The organism is Streptomyces sp. Tu6071 (assembly GCF_000213055.1).
Lineage (GTDB): Bacteria > Actinomycetota > Actinomycetes > Streptomycetales > Streptomycetaceae > Streptomyces > Streptomyces evansiae.
In genome coordinates this window covers 2,770,775-2,793,914 of record NZ_CM001165.1, presented here as the reverse complement: position 1 = coordinate 2,793,914, position 23,140 = coordinate 2,770,775, and the positions used below count along the sequence as shown (strand labels likewise).

General features: G+C 73.2%; 18 protein-coding genes and 1 tRNA gene. 11 read left to right on the top strand and 8 right to left on the bottom strand.

Annotation, left to right across the window (positions count from 1 at the left end; all coding sequences use genetic code 11):
• Window positions 1-2: 2 nt before the first annotated feature.
• Window positions 3-308 (bottom strand): DUF6087 family protein, encoded by a 306-nt coding sequence (locus tag STTU_RS11420; protein WP_007822888.1) that lies wholly within the window; start codon window positions 306-308, stop codon window positions 3-5.
• A gap of 42 nt (window positions 309-350) precedes the next feature.
• Window positions 351-824, bottom strand: coding sequence for a hypothetical protein (locus tag STTU_RS11415; protein WP_043254877.1), 474 nt, complete (start codon window positions 822-824; stop codon window positions 351-353).
• Between the two features lie 531 nt (window positions 825-1,355).
• On the opposite strand from STTU_RS11415, the gene STTU_RS11410 reads away from it, so the two are divergent.
• The gene (locus STTU_RS11410; protein WP_007822884.1) at window positions 1,356-2,474 is read left to right on the top strand and encodes a tetratricopeptide repeat protein; all 1,119 of its coding nucleotides are present in this window, start codon (window positions 1,356-1,358) and stop codon (window positions 2,472-2,474) included.
• 330 nt (window positions 2,475-2,804) lie between these two features.
• Here the strand turns inward: STTU_RS11410 and STTU_RS11405 are convergent, their stop codons facing one another.
• Window positions 2,805-3,842 carry an MDR family NADP-dependent oxidoreductase gene (locus STTU_RS11405; protein ID WP_007822883.1) on the bottom strand — a complete coding sequence of 346 codons (1,038 nt, stop codon included), beginning with the start codon at window positions 3,840-3,842 and terminating at the stop codon, window positions 2,805-2,807.
• A gap of 296 nt (window positions 3,843-4,138) precedes the next feature.
• Between STTU_RS11405 and STTU_RS11400 the strand changes: the two genes are divergently transcribed.
• Both STTU_RS11400 and STTU_RS11395 read left to right on the top strand, forming a co-directional pair.
• Entirely contained in the window at window positions 4,139-5,593 is a 1,455-nt protein-coding gene (locus STTU_RS11400; protein WP_009068307.1) for an NAD-dependent malic enzyme, read from the top strand.
• 423 nt (window positions 5,594-6,016) lie between these two features.
• A complete protein-coding gene (locus STTU_RS11395; RefSeq protein ID WP_008745984.1) occupies window positions 6,017-6,298 on the top strand; it encodes an HU family DNA-binding protein in 282 nt (93 codons plus the stop codon).
• A gap of 137 nt (window positions 6,299-6,435) precedes the next feature.
• Here STTU_RS11395 and murA read toward each other — a convergent pair whose 3' ends face one another.
• On the bottom strand, window positions 6,436-7,776 hold the full coding sequence (murA, locus tag STTU_RS11390) for a UDP-N-acetylglucosamine 1-carboxyvinyltransferase (RefSeq protein WP_007822867.1): 1,341 nt from the start codon (window positions 7,774-7,776) through the stop codon (window positions 6,436-6,438).
• Between the two features lie 242 nt (window positions 7,777-8,018).
• Between murA and STTU_RS11385 the strand changes: the two genes are divergently transcribed.
• The 6 genes from STTU_RS11385 (at window position 8,019) to STTU_RS11360 (ending at window position 16,116) form a co-directional block, all read left to right on the top strand.
• Window positions 8,019-8,600 carry a YqgE/AlgH family protein gene (locus STTU_RS11385; RefSeq protein ID WP_043254873.1) on the top strand — a complete coding sequence of 194 codons (582 nt, stop codon included), beginning with the start codon at window positions 8,019-8,021 and terminating at the stop codon, window positions 8,598-8,600.
• Window positions 8,601-8,652: 52 nt separating this feature from the next.
• Window positions 8,653-8,949, top strand: a complete 297-nt coding sequence (locus tag STTU_RS11380; RefSeq protein WP_007822864.1) for a DUF3039 domain-containing protein — start codon at window positions 8,653-8,655, stop codon at window positions 8,947-8,949.
• A 184-nt stretch (window positions 8,950-9,133) separates the two neighbouring features.
• Entirely contained in the window at window positions 9,134-10,843 is a 1,710-nt protein-coding gene (locus STTU_RS11375; protein WP_043254871.1) for a beta-N-acetylhexosaminidase, read from the top strand.
• A gap of 223 nt (window positions 10,844-11,066) precedes the next feature.
• Window positions 11,067-11,954, top strand: a complete 888-nt coding sequence (locus tag STTU_RS11370; protein WP_007822859.1) for an FAD binding domain-containing protein — start codon at window positions 11,067-11,069, stop codon at window positions 11,952-11,954.
• Window positions 11,951-13,825, top strand: a complete 1,875-nt coding sequence (locus STTU_RS11365; protein WP_052862355.1) for a 2Fe-2S iron-sulfur cluster-binding protein — start codon at window positions 11,951-11,953, stop codon at window positions 13,823-13,825. The genes STTU_RS11370 and STTU_RS11365 overlap by 4 nt, the downstream gene beginning before the upstream one ends.
• Complete coding sequence (locus tag STTU_RS11360; protein ID WP_052862354.1) at window positions 13,822-16,116, top strand: xanthine dehydrogenase family protein molybdopterin-binding subunit; 2,295 nt, start codon at window positions 13,822-13,824, stop codon at window positions 16,114-16,116. The genes STTU_RS11365 and STTU_RS11360 overlap by 4 nt, the downstream gene beginning before the upstream one ends.
• A 162-nt stretch (window positions 16,117-16,278) precedes the next feature.
• Here STTU_RS11360 and STTU_RS11355 read toward each other — a convergent pair.
• Window positions 16,279-16,350 (bottom strand) — tRNA-Cys (locus STTU_RS11355).
• Between the two features lie 250 nt (window positions 16,351-16,600).
• On the opposite strand from STTU_RS11355, the gene STTU_RS11350 reads away from it, so the two are divergent.
• Complete coding sequence (locus STTU_RS11350; protein WP_007822846.1) at window positions 16,601-18,079, top strand: MFS transporter; 1,479 nt, start codon at window positions 16,601-16,603, stop codon at window positions 18,077-18,079.
• 167 nt (window positions 18,080-18,246) lie between these two features.
• Here the strand turns inward: STTU_RS11350 and STTU_RS11345 are convergent, their stop codons facing one another.
• Complete coding sequence (locus tag STTU_RS11345) at window positions 18,247-19,167, bottom strand: NADP-dependent oxidoreductase (RefSeq protein WP_007822845.1); 921 nt, start codon at window positions 19,165-19,167, stop codon at window positions 18,247-18,249.
• A gap of 103 nt (window positions 19,168-19,270) precedes the next feature.
• Between STTU_RS11345 and STTU_RS11340 the strand changes: the two genes are divergently transcribed.
• The gene (locus STTU_RS11340; RefSeq protein WP_007822844.1) at window positions 19,271-19,852 is read left to right on the top strand and encodes a TetR family transcriptional regulator; all 582 of its coding nucleotides are present in this window, start codon (window positions 19,271-19,273) and stop codon (window positions 19,850-19,852) included.
• Between the two features lie 526 nt (window positions 19,853-20,378).
• Here STTU_RS11340 and cutA read toward each other — a convergent pair.
• The gene (cutA, locus tag STTU_RS11335; RefSeq protein ID WP_043254868.1) at window positions 20,379-20,708 is read right to left on the bottom strand and encodes a divalent-cation tolerance protein CutA; all 330 of its coding nucleotides are present in this window, start codon (window positions 20,706-20,708) and stop codon (window positions 20,379-20,381) included.
• Window positions 20,709-21,278: 570 nt separating this feature from the next.
• Window positions 21,279-23,120 carry an asparagine synthase (glutamine-hydrolyzing) gene (asnB, locus tag STTU_RS11330; RefSeq protein WP_043254866.1) on the bottom strand — a complete coding sequence of 614 codons (1,842 nt, stop codon included), beginning with the start codon at window positions 23,118-23,120 and terminating at the stop codon, window positions 21,279-21,281.
• Between the last annotated feature and the right edge of the window lie 20 nt (window positions 23,121-23,140).

Sequence of the window (23,140 nt, the reverse complement as noted above, 5' to 3'; positions counted from 1 at the left end):
GTCTACGGGGGCGGCTTCCGGTGCCGCCCCCGCCCGGAGCGGAGAGCCCCCGGGGACTCCTCCGCCGGGCACGCGGGCGGCTCCTCCACGGGTGGGCGGACCAGCCGCAACGCCTCCGCGAGATCCCGCGTCACCGCGAACGCCTCCCACGCGCACCCGCTCCACCGCTCCACGACCCGGGGCTCCCCGGGCCGTACATGCGCCCCGCGCGCCCGCCGCCCCTCGTACAGCGGTACGACCCTGAGCCGCCCCACCCGCTCGTCCCGCCGCGCGGCCCACTCGGCGAGCGGCTCCTCTTCCTCACCCATTCGCCCGAGTCTGTCCCACGCGAGTCCGAGCGGCGATCCCCCTCAGGGGTGACGCCCCGCCGCCCGCTCCTCGCACCGCTCGGCGAGCCGCCGCAACCCGGTCGCCAGCAGACGGATGTGCGCGAAACGCTCCCAGGCCGGGGTGGCGCGGGTCGGCTGCCGCTCCGGGCCGAGCAGATCCCGTACGTACGCGACGAGCGCCGCCATCGCGCGGTCGTCCCCGTAGTCGGGCAAGCCCAGGAGCAACCAGGCCGAGGCGTGCGCGAGTTGCGCCGTGACAGCACGCAACTCGGGGAGCGTGGTCGTCCCGAGCCCGAGCGTGAGCCCCCGCCTGCTCGCGGCCACCGCGTCACCGAGCCCCCGCCGCCACTCCGCCTCCGCGCACGGCAGCGCCCCGACGCCCCGCTGCCACAGCAGTGCGACGACGTCGTAGGCCGCCCCGATGTCGGTCGAGAACATCCCCCCGATGGCCTGATCCGCAGCGCCGATCCGCCCCTCTCCGACCGCCCCGCTCACCGCCCCTCCTCCTCATGCGGGTGCCGCCGCACGAGCACGCGGCAATCGGCGGCCCGCGAGTGGTCCCCCCCGCCCCTCGGCCTCCGCCTCCTCACGCCGAAGCCGCGCGCAGACGGGACAACTCTCAGGTGGCGGAGCCTCGTTGCATTCGTGAATACGCACGGACCGTGTTCCTTCCCGGGTGACATGAGGTGGTGTCGGCCGCGCTCGCGAGCGGCCCGTTGACCAGCGCCCGGCTGCGTGCGCCACCAGGCTGGTCACTCATGCAACGCCCGTACGGGATGGAGGGGCAGCTGCCAGAATGTCTGTCACCTGTAGTCCAGATGTGAACCAGCGCTTGACGAGGGATCGGATCGCACATGCCGGAGAGCACCATCGGTCAGCGCATCCGGGCCGCGCGTGAGGCCCGGCGACCGTGGTGCAGCCAGGAGAGACTCGCGGACGAGTTGTCGGTGGCACGGTGGGGGAAAACGGGATTCTGTGACCGGCAACAGGTCTACAGGTGGGAGAAGGACCTCAGGTCCCCCCCGGGTGTGGCTGCCCTTCATCGAGCAGGTACTCGGCATCAACCTCTCCGAGCCGGAGGAAGGCCCGGCCACGCGGGTGGATACCGTGACTTCGGTCATGCTCTTGGGAGGTAGCGACGTGGACCGACGACGATTCCTCGCGGCGTCCGCCGCTGTCGGTCTGGCCGCGCTGGAAATGCCGGATGCCGAGGCCGTCCTGCGTCGTGCCAACCGGAGCGGGCCACTCGCGGTCGGCAAGGGGGAGGTCGCCGCCATCCGCACGATGACCGCGACACTCGGCGACGCGGCGTCCGAACTCGGCGGCGGGCACGCCCGTCACCTCGCGGTGCGCTACCTGACTGTCGATGTCGCGCGATGGCTCGACGGCCGCTACTCCGAGGCTACGGGACGTGAGTTGTTCGCCGCGACGAGCGAACTCGTGTACCTGATCGGGTGGATGGCCCGTGACGAGGGGCACCAGGGGCTCAGCCAGCGCTATCACGTCCACAGTTACCGGCTCGCCGCCGAAGCCGGCGAGAACGAGCTGGCCGCGACCGCGCTGCGCGGCCTCGCGGAACAGGCCCTCGATCTTGGCTACATCCCCACCGCCGTCCGCCTCGCCGAGGCGTGCGAGCACCGCGGCCGGAAGCTCGACAACCCCAAGGCGCTCGCGTACTACCGCAACACGTACGCGCGTGCCGCCGCGGCGGACGGCGACCACGCCACCGCGGCCCGCCTGCTGGCCGCGTCCGAGGCGGCGATCGAACACGCCCCCGCGCGCCCCGGTCTGTCATGGGCGAGCCACTACAGTGCCGGCCGCTGGGCCCACGACTCCGGCATGATCCACGCGAGGCTCGGCGACCTCGGCGCGGCGGCCGAACACCTGCGCCTCGCACTCGACACGCACGGCCTGGACCGCAAACGCACCCGGGCGATCGTCCTCGCCGATCTGGGCCACGTCCAGTTGAAGCGCGGTGACACGGAAACAGCCCTCGCGACCTGGAGGGAGTTCCTCGACTGTGCCGAGGGCGTGCGTTCCGTACGGATCGACGACGGCCTGAGCAACGTCGCGGCTCGCCTCTCCGGCCTTCCCGGGACCTCGGCGGCGGCCGAACTGCGGGAGCGCATCGCCGCGCGAGCCTGATCGTCGGCCGGCCCGACGCGGCGAGCCTCGGACGGGGCGCCCCCGGACCGCGATGAGACGCACACGAACGTGTACGGAAAGTGACCACGGTGAAAATCCCGGCCACCGGGAATTGCCCCGTCCCCAGGCTTTGTTACCTTGGACGTGGCACCGGTTCGATCCAAGCCCCCGGGCCCAACCATAGGCGCTTCGAGCGCCCACTTGCCGCGAGGCGAGCATGGCGGGCCGGTGTCACAGACGTAGGGCGGAGCCCCGGTCGCGGAGACGCGGCCGGGGCTTTGTCGTGCGCGCGGGAACCCGGGGCTTTGTCGTGCGCGCGGGAACGCGGTGTCAGCGGCTCTCCTCCACCGCGATCAGTGTCCGCCCCGTGTGCCGTCCCGCCAGCAGGCCCGCGAACGCCTCCGGCACCGCCTCGAAGCCGTCCAGGCGGGTGTGCAGGCTCCGGACGCGGCCCGCGCGGACCCAGCCACCCACCTCCGCCTCGAAGGCCGCGCGGCTCTCCTCGTGCGCGGTGACCGTGAAACCGCGCAACGTCAGCTCCTGGTAGATCATCCGCAGGTAGTTCGCGGGGCCGCGCACCTGCTCGCGCCCGTACTGCGAGGCCGCGCCGCACAGCACCGCGCGGCCCCGGAAGCGCAGCGCCTCGATCGCCGCCTCCAACTGGGCGCCGCCCACGTTGTCGAAGGCGAGGTCGACGCCGTCCGGTGCCGCCGCGCGCAGGAGTTCCGTCGCGTCGCCCGCGTGGTGGTCGAAGGCAGCGTCCGCGCCCAGCTCGCGCGTCAGCAGCGCGACCTTCTCCGGGGAGCCCGCCGAGCCGATCACGCGGGCCCCGCGCGCCCGCGCGAACTGCGTCGCGCACCCGCCGACCCCGCCCGCCGCGCCCGAGACGAAGACCGTCTCGCCCGCACGCACCGCGCCCACCGTCACGAGACCGGTCCACGCCGTGAAGCCGACGTGCCCCAGAACGGTCAGAAACGCCTCCAGGCCGGTCCGCGGCGCGTCGGCGGGCAGTGGGCGCAGGGCGTCGGCCCGTACGGCCCCGTACGTGCGCCACGGGACCTTGCCCACCGCGAAGCTTCCGGGGGGCAGCGCGGGGTCCGCCGAGGCCGTGATCTCCACGACCGCGTCGCTCTCCGGCACGTCGCCGGGGCGCAGCCCGGGGCCGTACGCCGTGTCCGGGCCGCCGATGCGGTGCGCGAGCCCGGCGTTGAGGCCGAGGCGGCGCAGGGCGACGAGGACCTCGCCGGGGCCCGGCGGCGCGGGCTCGGGCGCCGGGCGCACCGTGAAGGTGGCGGCGGTGACGCCCTCGGGGCCCGGGAGGGCGGCGAGACGGGCTTCGCGCGGGGGCTCGTGCGGGGCGGTGCTCATGGGCGGCAGGCTACGACCGGCGGGCGGGGCGGAGGCGCTCCGCCCCGCGCGGGCACGTGATCCCCCTCACTCGTACCGCAGAACGGAAAGCGAATTCCGCGATACGGTCGGAATCGGCCTCCCGGGCCCGGAAAACTGTCGCAACCGCCGCACGCGGGACCGCGAGGGCTGTAGGGAGGGTATTCGCGCCTACTCGCCAGTAGGTGCGACGATCGGACCGCACGTCCGGCGGGTCGCCGTTCACCACGGGTCACGACCGGTCGCAAAGAAACACCAGGTGGAAAGAGGAAGTCGGCATGGCAACGGCGCCCAGCGTCTCCTACTCGATGACGGTCCGTCTTGAGGTGCCCGCGAGCGGTACGGCGGTCTCCCAGCTCACGACGGCCGTCGAGTCCTCCGGGGGCTCGGTGACGGGTCTCGACGTGACCGCCTCCGGCCACGAGAAGCTCCGTATCGACGTCACCATCGCCGCCTCCTCCACGGCGCACGCCGACGAGATCGTCAGCAAGCTGCGCGGCATCGAGGGCGTGACCCTCGGCAAGGTCTCCGACCGTACGTTCCTCATGCACCTCGGCGGCAAGATCGAGATGCAGTCCAAGCACCCGATCCGCAACCGTGACGACCTCTCCATGGTCTACACGCCCGGCGTGGCGCGGGTCTGCATGGCGATCGCCGACAACCCCGAGGACGCCCGCCGCCTGACGATCAAGCGCAACTCGGTCGCGGTCGTCACCGACGGCTCCGCCGTGCTCGGCCTCGGCAACATCGGCCCGAAGGCCGCGCTGCCCGTCATGGAGGGCAAGGCGGCGCTCTTCAAGCGCTTCGCGGGCATCGACGCGTGGCCGCTGTGCCTCGACACGCAGGACACGGACGCGATCGTGGAGATCGTCAAGGCGATCGCCCCGGGCTTCGCCGGGATCAACCTGGAGGACATCTCCGCGCCGCGCTGCTTCGAGATCGAGGCCCGCCTGCGCGAGGCGCTGGACATCCCCGTCTTCCACGACGACCAGCACGGCACCGCGATCGTCGTGCTCGCCGCGCTCACCAACGCGCTGCGCGTCGTCGGCAAGAAGATCGAGGACGTGCGCGTCGTCATGTCGGGCGCGGGCGCCGCCGGTACGGCGATCCTCAAGCTCCTCCTCGCGGCCGGTGCCGAGCGCGCCGTCGTCGCCGACATCCACGGCGTCGTGCACGCGGGCCGTACGGACCTGGTCGACGCGGCCCCCGACTCACCGCTGCGCTGGATCGCCGACAACACCAACCCGGAGAACCTCACGGGGACCCTCAAGGAGGCCGTGCGCGACGCGGACGTCTTCATCGGCGTCTCGGCGCCGAACGTCCTCGACGGCGACGACATCGCCGCGATGGCGGACGACGCGATCGTCTTCGCGCTCGCCAACCCCGACCCCGAGGTCGACCCGGGCGAGGCCCGCCGCACCGCCGCGGTCGTCGCCACCGGGCGTTCCGACTTCCCGAACCAGATCAACAACGTGCTGGTCTTCCCGGGTGTCTTCCGCGGCCTGCTCGACGCCCAGTCGCGCACCGTCAACACCGAGATGATGCTCGCCGCCGCGACCGCGCTCGCCGATGTCGTGAGCGCCGACGAGCTGAACCGCAACTACATCATCCCCAGCGTCTTCAACGACAAGGTCGCGGGCGCGGTCGCCGGAGCGGTGCGCGACGCCGCCCGCGCGGCCGGTGAGTCGGCGGAGGCCGCCATGAGCGGCCCCGTCCCGCCCGCGGCCGGCTGAGGCCGCGCGGGGCCCGTACAGGCCGGTTCCGTACAGTGCGACGAGAGCCTTCGGCCGTGGTGGCACGGGGTGCGGACGACCCGTGCCACCCGGCGTGGCGCACGTGAGGCACGCCACGCCGCGCATCGGCCCGCGCCGAGCGGGCAGACGTATGGTCGGCGCGTCGCGAATCGCCGCCCCCGCACCCGGCACCTAGGGTGTCGGGCACGAGACACGACGCGCCCGCGGCTCCACGGGGGACCCGGATTGGCGTTCCCGCCGCAGGTGGGGGCAGGATGCCTCTCTGGGCGCGAGGGTCCGTAGAGCAGGACCCGGGTCCGGGGGACCTCGTGGACCCTGGCAGCATCGGCTTCGCTGTTGCCCAACATGCGGCAACGCCGCGTGGCACGCCTCAACGGCAAGAAGAACACGGGAGTACACAACATGAACCGCAGTGAGCTGGTGGCCGCCCTGGCCGACCGTGCCGAGGTGACCCGTAAGGACGCCGACGCCGTGCTGGCCGCGTTCGCCGAGGTGGTCGGTGACGTCGTCGCCAAGGGCGACGAGAAGGTCACCATCCCCGGCTTCCTGACCTTCGAGCGCACGCACCGTGCGGCTCGTACGGCGCGCAACCCGCAGACGGGTGAGCCGATCCAGATCGCGGCGGGCTACTCCGTGAAGGTGTCGGCGGGCTCCAAGCTGAAGGAAGCGGCGAAGGGGAAGTAAGTCGCCCCGGGTGCGCGGGGTGGGCCCCTTTGTGGGGCTCCGCCCCACACCCCGCTCCTCAAACGCCGGAGGGGCTAAGTTTTTTCACGTGAAGGGGGCGGTCACCCAACCGGGTGACCGCCCCCTTCACGTGCCCGCTACGCCAGGCCCTTGCTCGGCAGCTCCACCTTGGCGCCCAGTTCCACCAGCTTGTCCATGAAGTTCTCGTAGCCCCGGTTGATCAGGTCGATGCCGTGGACGTGGCTCGTGCCCTGGGCCGCGAGGGCGGCGATGAGGTACGAGAAGCCGCCGCGCAGGTCGGGGATGACCAGGTCGGCACCCTGGAGGCGGGTGGGGCCCGAGACGACGGCCGAGTGGAGGAAGTTGCGCTGGCCGAAGCGGCAGTCCGAGCCGCCCAGGCACTCGCGGTAGAGCTGGATCTGCGCGCCCATCTGGTTGAGCGCCGCCGTGAAGCCGAGGCGGGACTCGTAGACCGTCTCGTGGACGATCGAGAGGCCCGTGGCCTGCGTGAGGGCGACGACGAGGGGCTGCTGCCAGTCGGTCTGGAAACCCGGGTGGACGTCCGTTTCCAGCGCGATCGAGTGGAGTTTGCCGCCCGGGTGCCAGAAGCGGATGCCGTCGTCGTCGATCTCGAAGGCGCCGCCGACCTTCCGGTACGTGTTGAGGAACGTCATCATCGAGCGCTGCTGCGCCCCGCGCACATAGATGTTCCCCTCCGTCGCGAGGGCGGCCGAGGCCCAGGAGGCGGCCTCCAGGCGGTCGGCGAGGGCGCGGTGGCGGTAGCCGCCGAGACGGTCCACACCGGTGATCCGGATGGTCCGGTCGGTGTCCATCGCGATGATGGCGCCCATCTTCTGGAGGACGCAGATGAGGTCCTCGATCTCGGGCTCCACCGCCGCGTTCGACAGCTCGGTCACGCCCTCGGCGAGCACCGCCGTGAGCAGCACCTGCTCGGTCGCGCCGACCGAAGGGTAGGGCAGCCGGATCTTGGTGCCGCGCAGCCGCTGCGGGGCCTCCAGGTACTGGCCGTCCGCGCGCTTCTCGATGCGGGCGCCGAACTGGCGCAGCACGTCGAAGTGGAAGTCGATGGGCCGGCCGCCGATGTCGCAGCCGCCGAGGCCGGGGATGAAGGCGTGGCCCAGGCGGTGCAGCAGGGGGCCGCAGAAGAGGATCGGGATGCGCGAGGAACCGGCGTGCGCGTCGATGTCGGCGACGTTCGCGCTCTCGACGTGCGTCGGGTCCAGGACCAGCTCGCCCGGCTCCTCGCCGGGGCGCACGGTCACGCCGTGGAGCTGGAGCAGACCCCGCACGACCCGGACGTCACGGATGTCGGGCACATTGCCCAGCGTGCTCGGCTCGCTGCCGAGCAGCGCGGCGACCATGGCCTTGGGCACGAGGTTCTTCGCGCCTCGGACCCGGATCTCGCCCTCCAGCGGGGTTCCGCCGTGGACAAGCAGTACATCGTCGGTGACGGTCATCGATCTCGCGTTCCGAAGGAGGTGGACAGGGCCGAAGCAAAGCGTAATCGCCGCGGGAGGGGGGACGGCGTGCCTGAACGGGGCACAAAGCGTCATGAGTTCGCCACAACACGAACGGTTGAGAACCAAATGCGGTACGTCACCATCCGCGTGTCGTGCGCGGGGGACGCCCCTGTGCGCCCTGAGCTGCGGCGGCGAGCCCGGCGTGACCCACTCCCCGTCCCTTGCGCCGATGCGGGATCATGGCTGTCATGACCGGGGTGTCCTCGCTCACAGGGCGACTGCTCGTCGCCACACCGGCCCTCGCGGACGCGAATTTCGCGCGCGCGGTGGTCCTCGTCCTCGACCACGACGCCGAGGGCACCCTCGGCGTGGTCCTCAACCGGCCGACCCCGGTCGGCGTGGACGACATCCTGGAGGGCTGGGGGCCGCTCGCGGGCGCGCCCGGTGTCGTCTTCCAGGGCGGCCCCGTCTCGCTCGACTCCGCGCTCGGCGTCGCCGTCGTGCCGGGGGAGCCCGGGGCCCGTACGAGCCCGCTGGGCTGGCGGCGCGTGTACGGGGCGATCGGCCTCGTCGACCTGGAGACCCCGCCCGAACTCCTCGCCGCCGCGCTCGGCGCGCTGCGGATCTTCGCCGGGTACGCGGGGTGGGGCCCCGGGCAACTGGAGGACGAGCTGGAGGCGGGGGCCTGGTACGTGGTCGACGCGGAGCCCGGCGACATCTCGGCCGAACACCCCGAGGGCCTGTGGCGCGAGGTGCTGCGCAGGCAGCGGGGGACGCTGGCCATGATGGCGACGTACCCGGAGGACGCGAGCCTGAACTGAGGGCTCGCGGGCGTTCCCGCCGTGGCCTGTCGCGTGGGTACCCTTGGAATTTATGAGCACTCTTGAGCCCGAGCGCGGTGGCAACACCTCCACTCTCGTCGAACCGGTCCCGCAGACCTCGCACGGCGACGGTGACCACGAGCGGTTCGCCCACTACGTCCAGAAGGACAAGATCATGGCGAGCGCGCTCGACGGCACGCCCGTCGTCGCCCTGTGCGGGAAGGTCTGGGTGCCCGGCCGCGACCCGAAGAAGTACCCCGTGTGCCCCATGTGCAAGGAGATCTACGACTCCATGGGCCCCGGCGGCGACAACAACGGCAAGGACGGCAAGGGCGGCGGCAAGAAGTAGCCCCCGGCCCCCGCCTCCCGCACGGCCAGGGTCCTCTCCTCATGCACGGACCCCCGCACCCCCGGTCCCCACCGGGCGGCGCGGGGGTTCCGTGCGTCCCGGGGCCGCACGGCGCGTTCCCGATCCGAAACCGGTCCCGCTCCAGGTCTTCGCATGTCAGCCGCTATCTGGTGGACTAGACCTCATGACTGGACTGGACCACCCGGACTCCCTGCCCGACGCCGCGCCCGACGTACTCGCCACCCTCCTCCCCGCCCCCCGCCACGTCCGCGCCGCGCCCGACGGCACCCTCCGCCTCGACGCCTCCGCCCGGCTCGACGCGGGGCCGGGGACCGCCACCGCCGCCCGCGCCCTGCGGCGCGACCTCGGGGTGCCGCTCGGGCTCGACTTCCCGGAATCCGGGGACGGCCCCGTCGTACGCCTGCGCATCGACGCGAGCGCGCCCCCCGAGGCGTACGTCCTGACCGTCGGCGCCGAAGGCGTCCGCATCACCGGGGGCGGGCCCGCCGGGGTCTACTACGGCGTCCAGACGCTCCGCCAGCTCGCCGGGCCCCAGGCCCTGCGCCGCGCACCGCTCACCGCCGCGGTGCCCGCCGTCCCCGGCGCCGCGCCCGTGCCCGTAGCGGCGCCCGGCGTCGAGATCCCGTACACGGAGATCGAGGACAGCCCCCGCTTCGCCTGGCGCGGCCACCTCCTCGATGTCGCCCGCCACTTCCTGCCCAAGGACAGCGTGCTGCGCACGATCGACCTGCTCGCCGCGCACAAGCTCAACGTCCTGCACTTCCACCTCACCGACGACCAGGGCTGGCGCATCGAGATCAAGCGCCACCCGAAGCTCATGGAGACCGCCGCCTGGCGCCCCCGCACCAAGCGCGGCCACCGCACCTCCGAGCTGTGGGACGAGACCCCGCACGGCGGCTACTACACGCAGGACGACCTGCGCGAGATCGTCGCGTACGCCGCCGAGCGGCACGTCACCGTCGTCCCCGAGATCGACGTCCCCGGCCACTCGCAGGCCGCGATCGCCGCGTACCCGCACCTCGGCAACAGCGACGTCGTCGACACGGAGGCGCTGGGCGTGTGGGAGACGTGGGGCGTCAACCCGAACGTCCTCGCCCCCACCGAAGAGGTCCTGCGATTCTACGAGGACGTCTTCACCGAGGTCCTGGACGTCTTCCCGTCCACCTTCTTCCACATCGGCGGCGACGAGTGCCCCAAGGACCAGTGGAAGGCGTCGGAGACCGCGCAGAAGCGCATCGCGGAACTCGGCGTCGGTGACGAGGACGGGCTCCAGAGCTGGTTCATCCGCCACTTCGACACGTGGCTGACCGCGCGCGGGCGCCGGCTCATCGGCTGGGACGAGATCCTGGAGGGCGGGCTCGCGCCCGGCGCCACCGTCACCTCCTGGCGCGGCTATGCGGGCGGCATCACCGCCGCGCGCGCCGGGCACGACGTCGTCATGTGCCCCGAGCAGCAGGTCTACCTCGACTTCCGGCAGGCCGGGGGCGAGGAGGAGCCCGTCCCGATCGGCTGGGTACGGACCATGGAGGACATCTACCGCTTCGAACCCGTGCCGCCGGAGCTGACCCCCGAGGAGGCGCGCCACGTGCTCGGCGCGCAGGCCAACTCCTGGGCCGAGGTGATGGACAGCCAGGACCGCCGCGACTACCAGACCTTCCCGCGCCTCGCCGCGTTCTCCGAGGTCGTCTGGAGCGAACTCCCCGCCCCCGACGCGCGCGACTACGAGGGCTTCGCACGGCGCATGGACGCGGCGCACTACGCGCGGCTCGACGCGCTCGGCGTCGCCTACCGGCCGAAGAACGGCCCGAAGCCGTGGCAGCGGCGCCCCGGCGTCGGCGGCTTCCCGAGGGAGGGCAGGCCGCCGCGCGTGTGAGTCAACGGCGGGGCAGGGGGCGCGGGTCCGGGGGAGCGGGGCGCGAGCCGCGACGCGGTCGCGCGCTCCCTGCCACCGGACCGCCCCGGCCCCGCCCCCACCCCCGCTCCGCACCCGCGCGAAGATGTGCCAGAGTTGCCACGTCCGGCCCGTGACGACGTACCGTACGGCAGCACAGGCCACAGGCGGGACACGTCCGGGGCAACGGGAAGGGGCAGCCGCTTTGACCACACAGGCACCGAATGCGGCGGTCTCCCTGCCCGCCACGCTGGAGGAGGCCGTGGCCGCGCTCGCCGCGACCCCCACCGCCGTGCCCGTCGCGGGCGGCACCGACCTCATGGCCGCCGTCAACGCCGGACTCCTGCGCCCCGCCGCCCTCGTGGGCCTCGGCCGCGTCGCCGAGATCCGCGGCTGGCAGTACCTCGACGGCCACGCCCTGCTCGGCGCCGGGCTCACGCACGCGCGCATGGGCCGCCCCGACTTCGCCGCGCTCATCCCCGCCCTCGCCGCCGCCGCGCGCGCCGCCGGGCCCCCGCACATCCGCAACGCGGGCACCCTCGGCGGCAACATCGCGACCGCCGCCGCCACGGGCGACGCGCTCCCCGTCCTCGCCGCGCTCGAAGCCACCGTGCTCCTCGCGAGCGCGGGCGGCGCGCGCCGCGAGGTCCCCGTCTCGCACCTCCTGACGGGCATGGACCCGCTGCGCGGCGGCGAACTCATCTCGCACGTACGGGTACCGCTCCTGCACGCCCCGCAGGTCTTCCTCAAGGCGACGGGACGCACCGGGCCCGGCCGCGCGGTCGCCTCGCTCGCCCTCGTGCTCGACCCGGCCCGGCGCGCGGTGCGCTGCGCGGTCGGCGCGATCGCGCCGATGCCGCTGCGGCCCCTCGAAGCCGAGGCGTGGGTCTCCGCGCTCGTGGACTGGGACGGCGACCGCAGCCTCGCGCCCGAGGCGCTCGCCGCGTTCGGCGAGTACGTCGCCGCCGCCTGCGTACCCGAACAACCGGCGGGCGAGGACGGCGTCGTGCCCCCGCTCACGCCCGCCGTTCAGCACCTGCGCCGCACCGTCGCCGCGCTGGCCCGTCGCGCACTGGGGAGGGCGCTCGCATGAGCGAGGAACAGGACCGGCCCACACCGTCGCAGCAGGACCCCTACGGCGAGGGCCCGGGGCCCTACGGCGGCTGGGAACCCGTCCCGCACACGGACTACGACGCCGACGCGACCGCCTTCGTGAGCCTCCCCGAAGGACTCCTCGACGCGGCCCCCCTCGCGGCCCCCGGCCACGGCTACGTGCCGCCGCGCATCCCGGCCGCCGGTACGGACCCGGGCGCGACCGGGCAGTGGGCCTTCCCGCAGCAACAGGCGGAGCCCGGCCCCGAAGCACCCGGCGAACCGGCGTACGGGCCCAGCCCGATGGAAACCACGGTCCAGTTCGCCGCCTTCACGCCCGAGCCCGCCGCCGAGGCCGCGCGCGACGCCCAGCCGAGCGAGCCGAGCGCCTCGGGAGCGACAGGGCAGTGGCAGATCCCCGTCGCGGAGGGCGCGCTTCCCGAGGAGTCCGGCGAGTTCCAGGGCTCCTCACTCACCTCCCAGTGGTCGGGCACGGCCCCCGCGACCCTCCCCGGCGGCGCGCTCGCACCGTGGGCGGTGGCGGCGCAGGAGGCGGAAGCGGCCAGGGACGAGACGGCCGTTCGGGACGAGACGGGGGCGGTTCGGGACGCGCCCGCGCCCGGTGGGGACGCGCCCGCGCCCGGTGGGGACGCGCCCGCGCCCGGTGGGGACGCGCCCGCGCCCGGTGGGGACGCGCCCGCGCCCGGTGGGGACGCGCCCGGCGTCGCGAGTGTGCCGGAGCCCCGGCACGAGACGGCGCCGGGGTATGTGCCGGGCGAGGAGGAGCCGGAGGCGGCGACGGCCCCCGAGGCGGAGGCCGTTCAGGAGCCCGAGGCCGCCCCCGAGCCCGAGGCCGCCCCCGAGCCCGAGGCCGCCCCCGAGTCCGAGGCCGCTCCCGAACGGGATGTCGCGGACGAGCCCGTACCCGAGGCCGCCGCCGACGCGACGGCCGAGCCCCCGGCGGAAACCGGGCCCCCTGCGGAAACCGGGTCCTCGGCAGAGCCCGGCCCCGAATCCGCCGCCGTGCCCCCCGGGTTCCCCCTCCCCGACGAACACCCCCTCGCCTCCTACACGCTCTCCGTCAACGGCGTCGAACGGCCCGTCGAGGGCGCCTGGATCGGCGAGTCCCTGCTCTACGTGCTGCGCGAGCGGCTCGGGCTCGCCGGGGCCAAGGACGGGTGCGCGCAGGGCGAGTGCGGGGCGTGCAACGTCCAGGTGGACGGACGGCTCGTCGCCTCCTGCCTCGTCCCCGCCGCGACGACCGCCGGGAGCGAGGTCCGCACCGTCGAGGGGCTCGCGCGCGACGGCGAGGCGTCCGACGTGCAGCGCGCGCTCGCCGCGCACGGCGCCGTGCAGTGCGGCTTCTGCGTCCCCGGCATGGCGATGACCGTGCACGACCTCCTGGAGGGCAACCCGGCGCCGACCGCGCTGGAGACCCGTCAGGCGCTGTGCGGGAACCTGTGCCGCTGCTCCGGGTACCGGGGTGTGCTCGACGCCGTCCAGGACGTCGCCGGGAGCCGCCGCGAGGCGAGCGAGGAGCGGGCTGCCGCGAAGGAGGAGGCCGCCGCCGAGGCTGAGCCGCCCGCCGGGCACCCCCACGCCCGGGTCCCGCACCAGCCGGGCCCCGTCGACCAGGAGCCCGCCGCGACCCCGCCCTACGGCACCGACCTCGGCGAGGCCGGGGGCACGTACGGCGCGGGCTTCGCCGTCCCGCCCGAAGGCCCGTACCCCGCCGAAGGCCCCTACGAGGACCCGGGACAGCGCACCTACGGCGCCGGTGAGCACTTCGCGCCCCAGGAGGGCTACGGGCCCGAGGAGAGCTACGCGCACGGGGCGCCCGGAGCCCACCCCCAGGACGGAGGCCAGGCATGAGCGAGTCGACCCTGGAGCCCCTGGAGAGCCTGGGGGACGAACAGGCCGAGGAGCGGCCCCCCTTCGGCCTCGGCACCTCGCTGCCGCCCGCCGAGCTGCGCACCAAGACCGAGGGCACCTTCCCGTACGCGGCGGACCTGTGGGCCGAGGGCCTGCTGTGGGCGGCGGTCCTGCGCTCCCCGCACGCGCACGCGCGGATCGTCTCGATCGACACGAGCGAGGCGCTGCGGATGCGGGGCGTGCGCGCGGTGCTCACGCACGAGGACCTGCCCGCGCACTCCTTCGGCGGCGAGCGGCCCGTCTTCGCCTCCGAGGTCGTCCGCCACCACGGCGAGGCGATCGCCGCCGTCGCGGCCGACCACCCCGACACGGCCCGCATGGCCGCCGCCGCCGTGCAGGTCACCTACGAGACGCTCGACCCCGTCACCGATCCCGAGGAGTCCTTCGAGGCGGCCCCGCTGCACCCGGACGGGAACCTCGTGCGGCACATCCCGCTGCGCTCGGGCGACCCCGAGGCGGTCGGCGAGGTCGTCGTGGACGGGCTCTACCGCATCGGCCGTCAGGACCCGGCCCCGATCGGCGCCGAGGCGGGGCTCGCCGTCCCGCGCCCGGACGGGGGCGTCGAGCTGTACACGGCCTCGACCGACCCGCACGGCGACCGCGACCTCGCCGCCGCGTGCTACGGGCTCAGCCCGGACCAGGTCAAGGTCGTCGTGACCGGCGTCCCCGGCGCGACGAGCGACCGCGAGGACCAGAGCTTCACGCTGCCGCTCGGGCTGCTCGCGATGCGCACCCAGTGCCCCGTCAAGCTCACGGCGTCGCGCGAGGACTCCTTCCTCGGCCACGCCCACCGCCACCCGACCCTGCTCCGCTACCGCCACCACGCCGACGCCGAGGGCCGCCTCGTCAAGGTCGAGGCGCAGATCCTCATGGACGCGGGCGCGTACGCGGGCAGTTCGGGCGAGGCGCTGGCCGCCGCCGTCTCCTTCGCCTGCGGCCCGTACGTCGTCCCGAACGCCTTCGTCGAGGGCTGGGTCGTGCGCACGAACAACCCGCCGTCCGGGCACGTGCGCGGCGAGGGCGCGATGCAGGTGTGCGCCGCGTACGAGGCGCAGATGGACAAGCTCGCGAAGAAACTCGGCGTCGACCCGGCCGAGCTGCGGCTGCGCAACGTCCTCGCGACCGGGGACGTCCTGCCGACCGGGCAGACCGTGACGTGCCCCGCGCCTGTCGCCGAACTCCTCGAAGCCGTACGGGACGAGGAGCTGCCCCCGCTCCCGAAGGACACCCCCGAGGACGAGTGGCTGCTGCCCGGAGGCCCCGAGGGCGCGGGCGACCCGGCGGCCGTGCGGCGCGGGGTGGGCTACGGGGTCGGCATGGTGCACATGCTCGGCGCGGAGGGCGCGGACGAGGTCGCGACGGCGACGGTGAAGATCCACGACGGCATGGCGACGGTCATCTGCGCCGCCGTCGAGACCGGGCAGGGCTTCTCGACGCTCGCGCGGCAGATCGTGCAGGACGTGCTCGGCATCGAGGACGTGCGCGTCGCCCCCGTCGACACCGACCAGCCGCCCGCCGGGCCTGCGTGCCACGGCCGCCACACGTGGGTCTCGGGCGGGGCTGTCGAGCGCGCCGCCAAGATGGTCCGTACGCAGCTCCTCCAGCCCCTCGCGCACACCTTCGGCATGTCCGCCGAACTCCTCCAGATCGCGGACGGCAAGATCACCAGCTACGACGGGGTCCTCTCCACGACGGTCGCGGAGACCCTGGAGGGCAAGGAGCTGTGGGCGACGGCGCAGTGCCGCCCCCACCCGACCGAACCGCTCAACGCGGACGGCCAGGGCGACGCCTTCGTGGGGCTCGCCTTCTGCGCGGTGCGCGCGGTCGTGGACGTGGACATCGAGCTGGGCGCGATCCGGGTCGTCGAGCTGACGGTCGCGCAGGACGTGGGGCGGGTGCTCAACCCGGCGCAGCTCCGCGCTCGGATCGAGGCCGGTGTCACGCAGGGCGTCGGCGCCGCGCTCACCGAGAACCTCCGCACCCCGCGCGGCCTCGTCCGCCACCCCGACCTGACGGGCTACCCGCTCCCGACCGCGCTCGACACCCCGGACATCCGCGTCGTGCGCCTCGTCGAGGAGCGCGACGTCATCGCCCCCTTCGGCGCGAAGGCCGCGAGCGCGGTCCCGGTCGTGACGACCCCGGCGGCGATCGCCTCGGCGGTCCGCGCGGCGACGGGACGGCTCGTCAACCGGCTGCCGATCAGGCCGCAGCAGGCGGTGGCGAACCCGTAGGCGGTGGGGGCCGGGCGCCGGGTGCGCGGGTGAGTCGCGCTCGTGCTCGCGCCCGTGCCCGTACTTGTGCTCGTACGTGGGCGCGCGGGCCGTACCGGGGCGCGCACGCGGAAGGGCCGGGCGTCCCCTTCTCCTGGGACGCCCGGCCCTTCCGCTCGACCGAGGCCGTGATCGGATTCGAACCGACGTAACCGGCTTTGCAGGCCGGCCCCTGAGCCACTCGGGCACACGGCCACGCGCACACGTACGGACCGCTGTCCCTGGCCCGCCGTGTGCTGTGCGGTACCCCGACCGTAGGAGCGGGAGGGGGCGCGGGCAAGGGATCGGCCGTCCCCGCCACGGAGCCGACATACGGCGTTCACGGGAGGCCACACGGGGCGCGGCCGTCCCGTACCGGCCCGTCCGGGGTCGTACGCCGAAAGGAGGAGCGCGTACCCGGCTCCGGACAGGGACGTATGCCGCATTCGCCCCTTACCCTGGGCCGGTGAGTACGAGCCAGCAGCCCGGCGCCGAAGCCGCGGACCCCGTCCCGATACCGGTCCCCGTCGAACCGGCCCCCGTGCCCGCCGCGGGCGGTGTCCTCTCCCGCCCGTACCTCGCGCTCAGCCTCGGCATCGTCTCCGTCGTCCTGCTCATCGCCTTCGAGGCGACGGCGGTCGGTACGGCGATGCCGGTCGCGGCGCGCGAACTGCACGGGGTCCCGCTCTACGCCTTCGCGTTCTCCGCGTACTTCACGACGAGCCTGTTCGCGATGGTCCTCGCCGGCCAGTGGGCCGACCGGGCGGGACCGCTCGCGCCGATCACGCTCGGCATCGGCGGCTTCGCGGCCGGACTGCTCCTGTGCGGCACGGCGGGCAGCATGTGGGTCTTCGTGCTCGGACGCGCGGTGCAGGGGCTCGGCGGCGGCCTCGTGATCGTCGCGCTGTACGTCGTCGTCAGCCGCGCCTACCCGCGCAGGCTCCAGCCCGCGATCCTCGCCGCCTTCTCGGCGTGCTGGGTCGTGCCCTCGGTCGTCGGGCCGCTCATCGCGGGGACGGTCACCGAACACCTCGGCTGGCGCTGGGTCTTCCTCGGCATCCCCGTCCTCATCCTGCTGCCCCTTCTCCTCGCCCTCCCGCAGATCCGCCGCCGCGCCGCCGGACCGCTGCCCGCGGACCCGGACGCCCCGCCGCGCACCGCGCCCCGGGGCCGCCTCGCCTGGGCCTTCGCGCTCTCGCTCGCGGCCGGGCTGCTCCAGTACGCGGCGGGCGACCCGGACTGGTGGTCCCTCGCGCCCGCGCTCGTCGGCGCGGTGCTGCTCGCGCTGGCGGTACGGGTCCTGCTGCCGCCCGGGACGTGGCGCGCGGCGCGCGGGCTCCCGGCGGTCGTGCTGCTGCGCGGGGTCGCGGCGGGCGCGTTCATCGCGGCCGAGTCCTTCGTCCCGCTCATGCTCGTGACGCAGCGGGGACTGAGCCCGACGCTCGCGGGGCTCTCGCTCGCGCTCGGCGGCAGCACGTGGGCCTTCGGGAGCTGGGTGCAGGCGCGGCCCGCCTGGTCCGCGTACCGCAGGACGTTCATGACCTTCGGCATGGTGCTCGTCGCCGGGGCGATCGCGACGGCGCCCGGCGTACTGCTCCCCTGGACGCCGGTGTGGATCGTCGCGGTCGCGTGGGGCTTCGGCTGCTTCGGCATGGGCATCGTCACCTCGGGCACGAGCACGCTCCTGCTCGAACTCTCGGCGCCGGAGGAGGCGGGCACCAACTCGGCGGCGCTCCAGATGTCCGACGGCCTCTCCAACGTGCTGCTCCTCGCCCTCGGCGGCGCGGCCTTCGCGGCGGCGGGCGGCGGCGCGGTGGGCGCGGGCCACGACCTGTCGGCGGCGGGTGCGGGCACGGGGCACCCGGCGGCCTTCGCGGCGGTGTTCCTCCCGCTGGCCGTGGTGGCGGCTGTGGGGGTGGGGGTGGCGCGGCGGACGCGGGAGTGAGGGGGGTGCGCGGCCCGCGGGGTGTGCGGGATGGCGGGGCGTGTGGGGGTGTGGCGGGGCGGCGTGGGGATGGCTCGCCCCGCCCTGGTCCGAGGGGCCAGGCCCGGGAGGGGGTGTCCCGGGCCGTGAAGGGACCGTCCCGGACCCCGTAAAGGGACCGTCCCGGCTCACTCGCTCACGCGCAGCACCGTCTTGCCCCCGCTCCTGCCCGACCGGATCGTCTCCTGCACCTCGGCGATCTTCTCCCACGGCTCGACGCGCCACACCGGGAAGCTGATCCGGCCGGCGGCGATGTCGTCGGCGAGCGGCTGGAGCGCGTCGTAGCGGAAGACGGTGTTCTCGCGGCCACTCGCGCGCACGCCGTACGTGTCCGCATTCTGGAAGTCCGTGACCGTCACGACGTGCGAGGTGTCGCCCCCGGCGAGAGAGATGAGCAGTGGGAGCTGGCCGCCGGGGCCGATGTCGACGACGCGGTCCACGCCCTGGGGCGCCAGCTCCCGTACGCGCTCCTCCAGCCCGTCGCCGTGCGCGACGACCTCGGCGCCCAGCTCGCGCATCCGCGCCGCCTTCGCCGCGCCCGAGGTCCCGATGACCCGCGCGCCGCGCTGGACGGCGACCTGCGTCGCGAGCTGCCCGACCGCGCCGCTGGCGCCGTTGATGAAGACGGTCTGGCCCCCCGTGACACCCACCTCGTCGAGCGCGCGGACGGCCGTCTCACCGGCCATCGGGATCGCGGCGGCCTGCGCGAAGGACAGACTCCCGGGCACGAAGGACCAGTGGTCGAGCACGGTGTACTCGGCGGCGCCGCTCGTCCGGGTGCCGAACCGCACGTTCCCGAAGACGCGGTCGCCCACCGACACCCCCTCGGCACCCGCGCCGAGCGCGTCGACCACGCCCGCGACCTCGAACCCCGTGCCCTGCGGCAGCGGCCCGCCGAGCATCCCCTCGCGCACCGCCCAGTCCGCCGGGTTGGTGCCGCAGGCCCGCACCGCGATCCGCACCTGGCCGGGGCCCGGCTCGGGGGTGTCGGTCTCGACGAAGCGGAGTTCCTCCGGGCCGCCGAACTTCTCGATCTGCACCGCTCGCATGAGCAGCCTCCCAGGACTCACAGTGATGACACTTGATGTCTTCGCAACGATAACACCAGGTGTCATCGGGGTCCCTCCGAGTGCGCCGCCGTAGGATTCCGGCATGCCACGATGGGAGCCCGACGCGCGGACGCGCCTGGAGAAGGCCGCGCTGGAACTGTTCGCCGAGCGCGGTTACGACGGCACGACCGTCGCGGACATCGCGGAGCGCGCGGGCCTCATGAAGCGCTCGTTCTTCCGGTACTTCCCGGACAAGCGTGAGGCGCTCTTCGGCGGCACGCCGCTCCTCGTGGGCCACTTGGAGCAGTACGTGACGGAGGCGCCCCCCGGAATCCGGCCCTGGCCGCTCCTCGTCGACGCGCTCACGGGCACCGCGCGCTTCTTCCCCGAGGACCGCGAGACCGCCCGCACCCGCCACCGCGTCGTGACGGCGAACCCGGAACTGCGCGAGCGCGAGGTCCTGAAGACGGCGACGCTCGACGACCTCCTCCGCGACCTCCTCACCGCCCGCGGCACCCCACCACGCCAGGCCGCCTACCTGGTACGCCTCGCCCTGACCATGTACGAACAAGCCTTCACCCACTGGCTCACTCCCACCGACCCGGAGCCGGACTTCACGGAGTGCGTGACGACGGCGGTGGGGGACTTGGAGCGGGTGCTGGGGGAGTGGGGGGACGGGGGGTAGGGGGACTTGGGTGGGGGGCTCGGGTGCGGGATCGGGCCCGGGTACGTGGGCGGGCTTGGGTGCAGGGTCGGGCTCGTCGAGGATCGGGTGCGGGTGCGGGTGCGGGTGCGGGTGCGGGTGCGGGTGCGGGGGCCGGTCCGGGGTGGCGTGGGCTCGCGGACTCGGTTCCGGGCCGGGTACGGGTACGGGTACGGAGCCACCTTCAGCCGCGTAGTCGGCCGCCCTCGGGGGCTCCGCCTTCTCCCGTACCGGCACGTGCGCCCCGCTGTCCGTCGAAACGGGCTCGCACCTTCAGCCGCCCCACCGTCCCCGCGCCCCAGCCCGGCGGGCCGCGCCATGTCCGCGCTGTGGCCGGGGCCGGTCAGTGGCTGGTTCGGTCAGTGGCTGGGCCGGCCCGGGACGCCCCGGATGCTTCTCCGTGGGCAGGGGCGCGGAATGGAGCGCAACTCCCCCCGTGGACGGGCCGGTTCATGTCCAAATCGCTCAACACGCGGGCTTCAGCGGCGCGGAGAGGACTCGACGGGCCTCATTCCCGGGTCTCCTCCGCCACCCACGCCAGGTACTCCGCGCTGCCGCCCGTGAGCGGCAGCGCGATGATCTCCGGCGTGTCGTAGGTGTGTTCGGCCTTGATGCGGGCCTCCAGGGCCGCATAGCGCGCGGCCGTCGTCTTGTACGTGACGCGCCACTCGGTGTCCGTCGCGATCTCGCCCTCCCAGCGGTAGACGCTGGTGAGCGGCCCGTCGATCTGCGCGCACGCGGCGAGCCGCGACTCGACGGCCCGCGCGGCGAGCCGCCGCGCACGGTCCTCGGAGTCGGTGGTGGTGAGCACGATGAGGAAATCCGGGGAGTCGGCCATGCGGCGAAGGTACCGGCCCGGCGCGGGGCGTCGCGAGGTACGGGCGGGGACGCGAGGCCCGGCGATCAGGCGGCGCACCGCACCTCTTGACCAGTCCCTGCCCGCCCCGTGGACCGCGCGCATCAGCCACCGACCCGCCGGGAGCGGCACCGGAGCCTGCTTCGCCCGCCGAGACACGCCACGGCGGTTCCGCTCCCGCCCCGGCCGCGCCGAACAGCACCCCCGGACCATCCGTGATCCGCAGCGCCACGTCCCTCACGCCGGTCCGGATCGGCCGGCCCCTCACCACCCCGAAGAGCCCCCTTCTCAGAACGCCTGACGAGGTGACCGCTCGGGGTCGGCTGCTTGTCGTCGGGTGCTGTCGGACAGCACGCGCGGATGGATTCGATCAACCGTTGCCTCGAGAGCCGAAGGCTCTTCACAGCGGCTCCGGCTCCCTCGCCAGAGCCGCTACCGCCCCGCAGCGCGTGCCGGTACTGGCACGTGTTCACGGTACAGACCTGGCGGCGGAGCGACGGGGCGACGAAAGGAGCACCTTCCCATGCGTGGGCTGCGACTTGCTTCAGGCCGTCAGAGTGCGATTTTTACGCTGTAGGTACGCAGCCAGGCGTCGAGTTGGAGCGCCGTCTCCAACGCTGCCCGGCTTATGGTCCCCGCCAAGGCGGATGCTCCGTGCTTGGACACTGCCTGCCGCAGCTGTGTGGAGAGCAGCGGGGCGATCGGGCTCTCAGCGGTGCAAATGACCTCGGCCAGCCGTTGCCGGAGGCCGCGGTCGTAGGCGCCATCCCGGATCGACGGGTAGGGGGCTTTGATCCTCTGGGCGACTGCTTTCGGAAGCAGGTCCTTCATCGATGCGCGGAGCAGGCTCTTCTCCCTGCCGTCGAAGGTCTTCATGGACCATGGAACGTTGAAGGTGTATTCGACCAGCTTGTGGTCGGCGAAGGGGACACGGACTTCGAGGCCGCACGCCATGCTCATGCGGTCCTTGCGATCGAACAGCACCTGGGCGTGCCGTGTAAGCGCCAGATACGTGGCTTCGCGGTAGCGGGCTTCTTCGGGATCCTTCAAGTGCTCGCGCGCGGCGATTTCGGCGATTGCCGTGCTGTAGCAATCGCGTTCGTAAACGTTCAGGTCAAGCTTCGCGATGAGGTCGGGATCAAAGAGGTCGCCGTTGCCCCGATAGGCGTCCCGGCCGTCATGCACCCAAGGGAATGTGCCGGAGAAGACCGAATCGCGTTCGCGCTGCCAGCGATAACCGCCGAATACTTCGTCTCCGCACTCCCCCGAGAGAGCGACGGTGGAGTGCTGGCGGACGCCGGCGAAGAGCAGTTGGAGAGAGGCGTGTTCATCCCCCTTGGCAATCGGCAGATCGTAGGCAGCCAGAACGGACGCTCGTAGCTCCGGATTGAGGAGGTTGTCCGTGTTGAGTGGGAGCTCGCTGTGGGTGGAGCCGACGTGGTCGGCGAGCAGGCGAGCATATACGTGGTCGTCGTTGGCCGGTGTGTTGCTCGTGTGCTCGGGGTCGGAGTCGCTCACCGAGCAGGACCGGATACCGCGTATCCCTTGCTCGCGAGCTGCCTTGGCGGCCAGCGCGGTGAGGGAGCTGGAGTCCAGTCCACCGGACAGCAAGGTGCACAGCGGCACGTCGGCCACCATCTGCTGTGTCACGATTGTCTCTAGCATGTCGCGCACCGTCTGGATGGTGTGGTCGAGTGAGTCGGGGTGTTCCGCTATACGAAGGCGCCAGTAGATCCGTTCCGTGGCACCGGACCGATTTACCGTGAGAGTGCTTCCTGGAGGAAGTTCCCTCATCCCCTGGAATATGGCGTTCCCTGGTACCTTTGCGACGGAGAGGATGTCGCGCAGGCCGTCAGCGTCGAGAACCGGCTGGAAGTCCGGGTGGGCAAGGATGGCTTTCGGCTCGGAGCCGAAGAGCACTCCGGTGGGTGTGATCGCGTAGTAAAGCGGCTTGACGCCCATGCGATCCCGGACGAGGACCAGTTCTTGACGGCGTTCGTCCCAGATGGCAAAGGCATAGATGCCCTCAAGGCGGTGGACGAACTCGGCCCCCCATTCCTGGTAGGCGCGCAGGACCACCTCAGTATCGCTCCGCGTATCGAAGTGGTGTCCCATCGACTGGAGCTGGGAGCGGAGTTCCTGGAAGTTGTACGTCTCTCCGCTGTAGGTCAATACGACTTGGGGTGCCGACCCTTTCTCGGTTGCCATGGGCTGGCATCCGCCTTCCAGGTCGATGACGGACAGGCGCCTGTGCCCGAGTGCTACGTGTTCACCGAGCCAGAGGCCGCTGGCGTCTGGGCCGCGTCGCGTCATCGTCATGGTCATCGCCTCGGCGACAGACCTGTGTTGAGTCACGTCGCGCGCGAAGTCAAGCCAGCCGGCAATTCCACACATGGGTCATCCCCGCAGTAGTT

Bases quoted from the DNA above. Each gene is read 5' to 3' on its own strand.
- STTU_RS11420 (WP_007822888.1), bottom strand. From the start codon at position 308: ATGGGTGAGGAAGAGGAGCCGCTCGCCGAGTGGGCCGCGCGGCGGGAC.
- STTU_RS11405 (WP_007822883.1), bottom strand. From the start codon at position 3,842: ATGAGCACCGCCCCGCACGAGCCCCCGCGCGAAGCCCGTCTCGCCGCC.
- STTU_RS11400 (WP_009068307.1), top strand. From the start codon at position 4,139: ATGGCAACGGCGCCCAGCGTCTCCTACTCGATGACGGTCCGTCTTGAG.
- STTU_RS11395 (WP_008745984.1), top strand. From the start codon at position 6,017: ATGAACCGCAGTGAGCTGGTGGCCGCCCTGGCCGACCGTGCCGAGGTG.
- murA (WP_007822867.1), bottom strand. From the start codon at position 7,776: ATGACCGTCACCGACGATGTACTGCTTGTCCACGGCGGAACCCCGCTG.
- STTU_RS11385 (WP_043254873.1), top strand. From the start codon at position 8,019: ATGGCTGTCATGACCGGGGTGTCCTCGCTCACAGGGCGACTGCTCGTC.
- STTU_RS11380 (WP_007822864.1), top strand. From the start codon at position 8,653: ATGAGCACTCTTGAGCCCGAGCGCGGTGGCAACACCTCCACTCTCGTC.
- STTU_RS11375 (WP_043254871.1), top strand. From the start codon at position 9,134: ATGACTGGACTGGACCACCCGGACTCCCTGCCCGACGCCGCGCCCGAC.
- STTU_RS11365 (WP_052862355.1), top strand. From the start codon at position 11,951: ATGAGCGAGGAACAGGACCGGCCCACACCGTCGCAGCAGGACCCCTAC.
- STTU_RS11360 (WP_052862354.1), top strand. From the start codon at position 13,822: ATGAGCGAGTCGACCCTGGAGCCCCTGGAGAGCCTGGGGGACGAACAG.
- STTU_RS11345 (WP_007822845.1), bottom strand. From the start codon at position 19,167: ATGCGAGCGGTGCAGATCGAGAAGTTCGGCGGCCCGGAGGAACTCCGC.
- STTU_RS11340 (WP_007822844.1), top strand. From the start codon at position 19,271: ATGCCACGATGGGAGCCCGACGCGCGGACGCGCCTGGAGAAGGCCGCG.
- cutA (WP_043254868.1), bottom strand. From the start codon at position 20,708: ATGGCCGACTCCCCGGATTTCCTCATCGTGCTCACCACCACCGACTCC.
- asnB (WP_043254866.1), bottom strand. From the start codon at position 23,120: ATGTGTGGAATTGCCGGCTGGCTTGACTTCGCGCGCGACGTGACTCAA.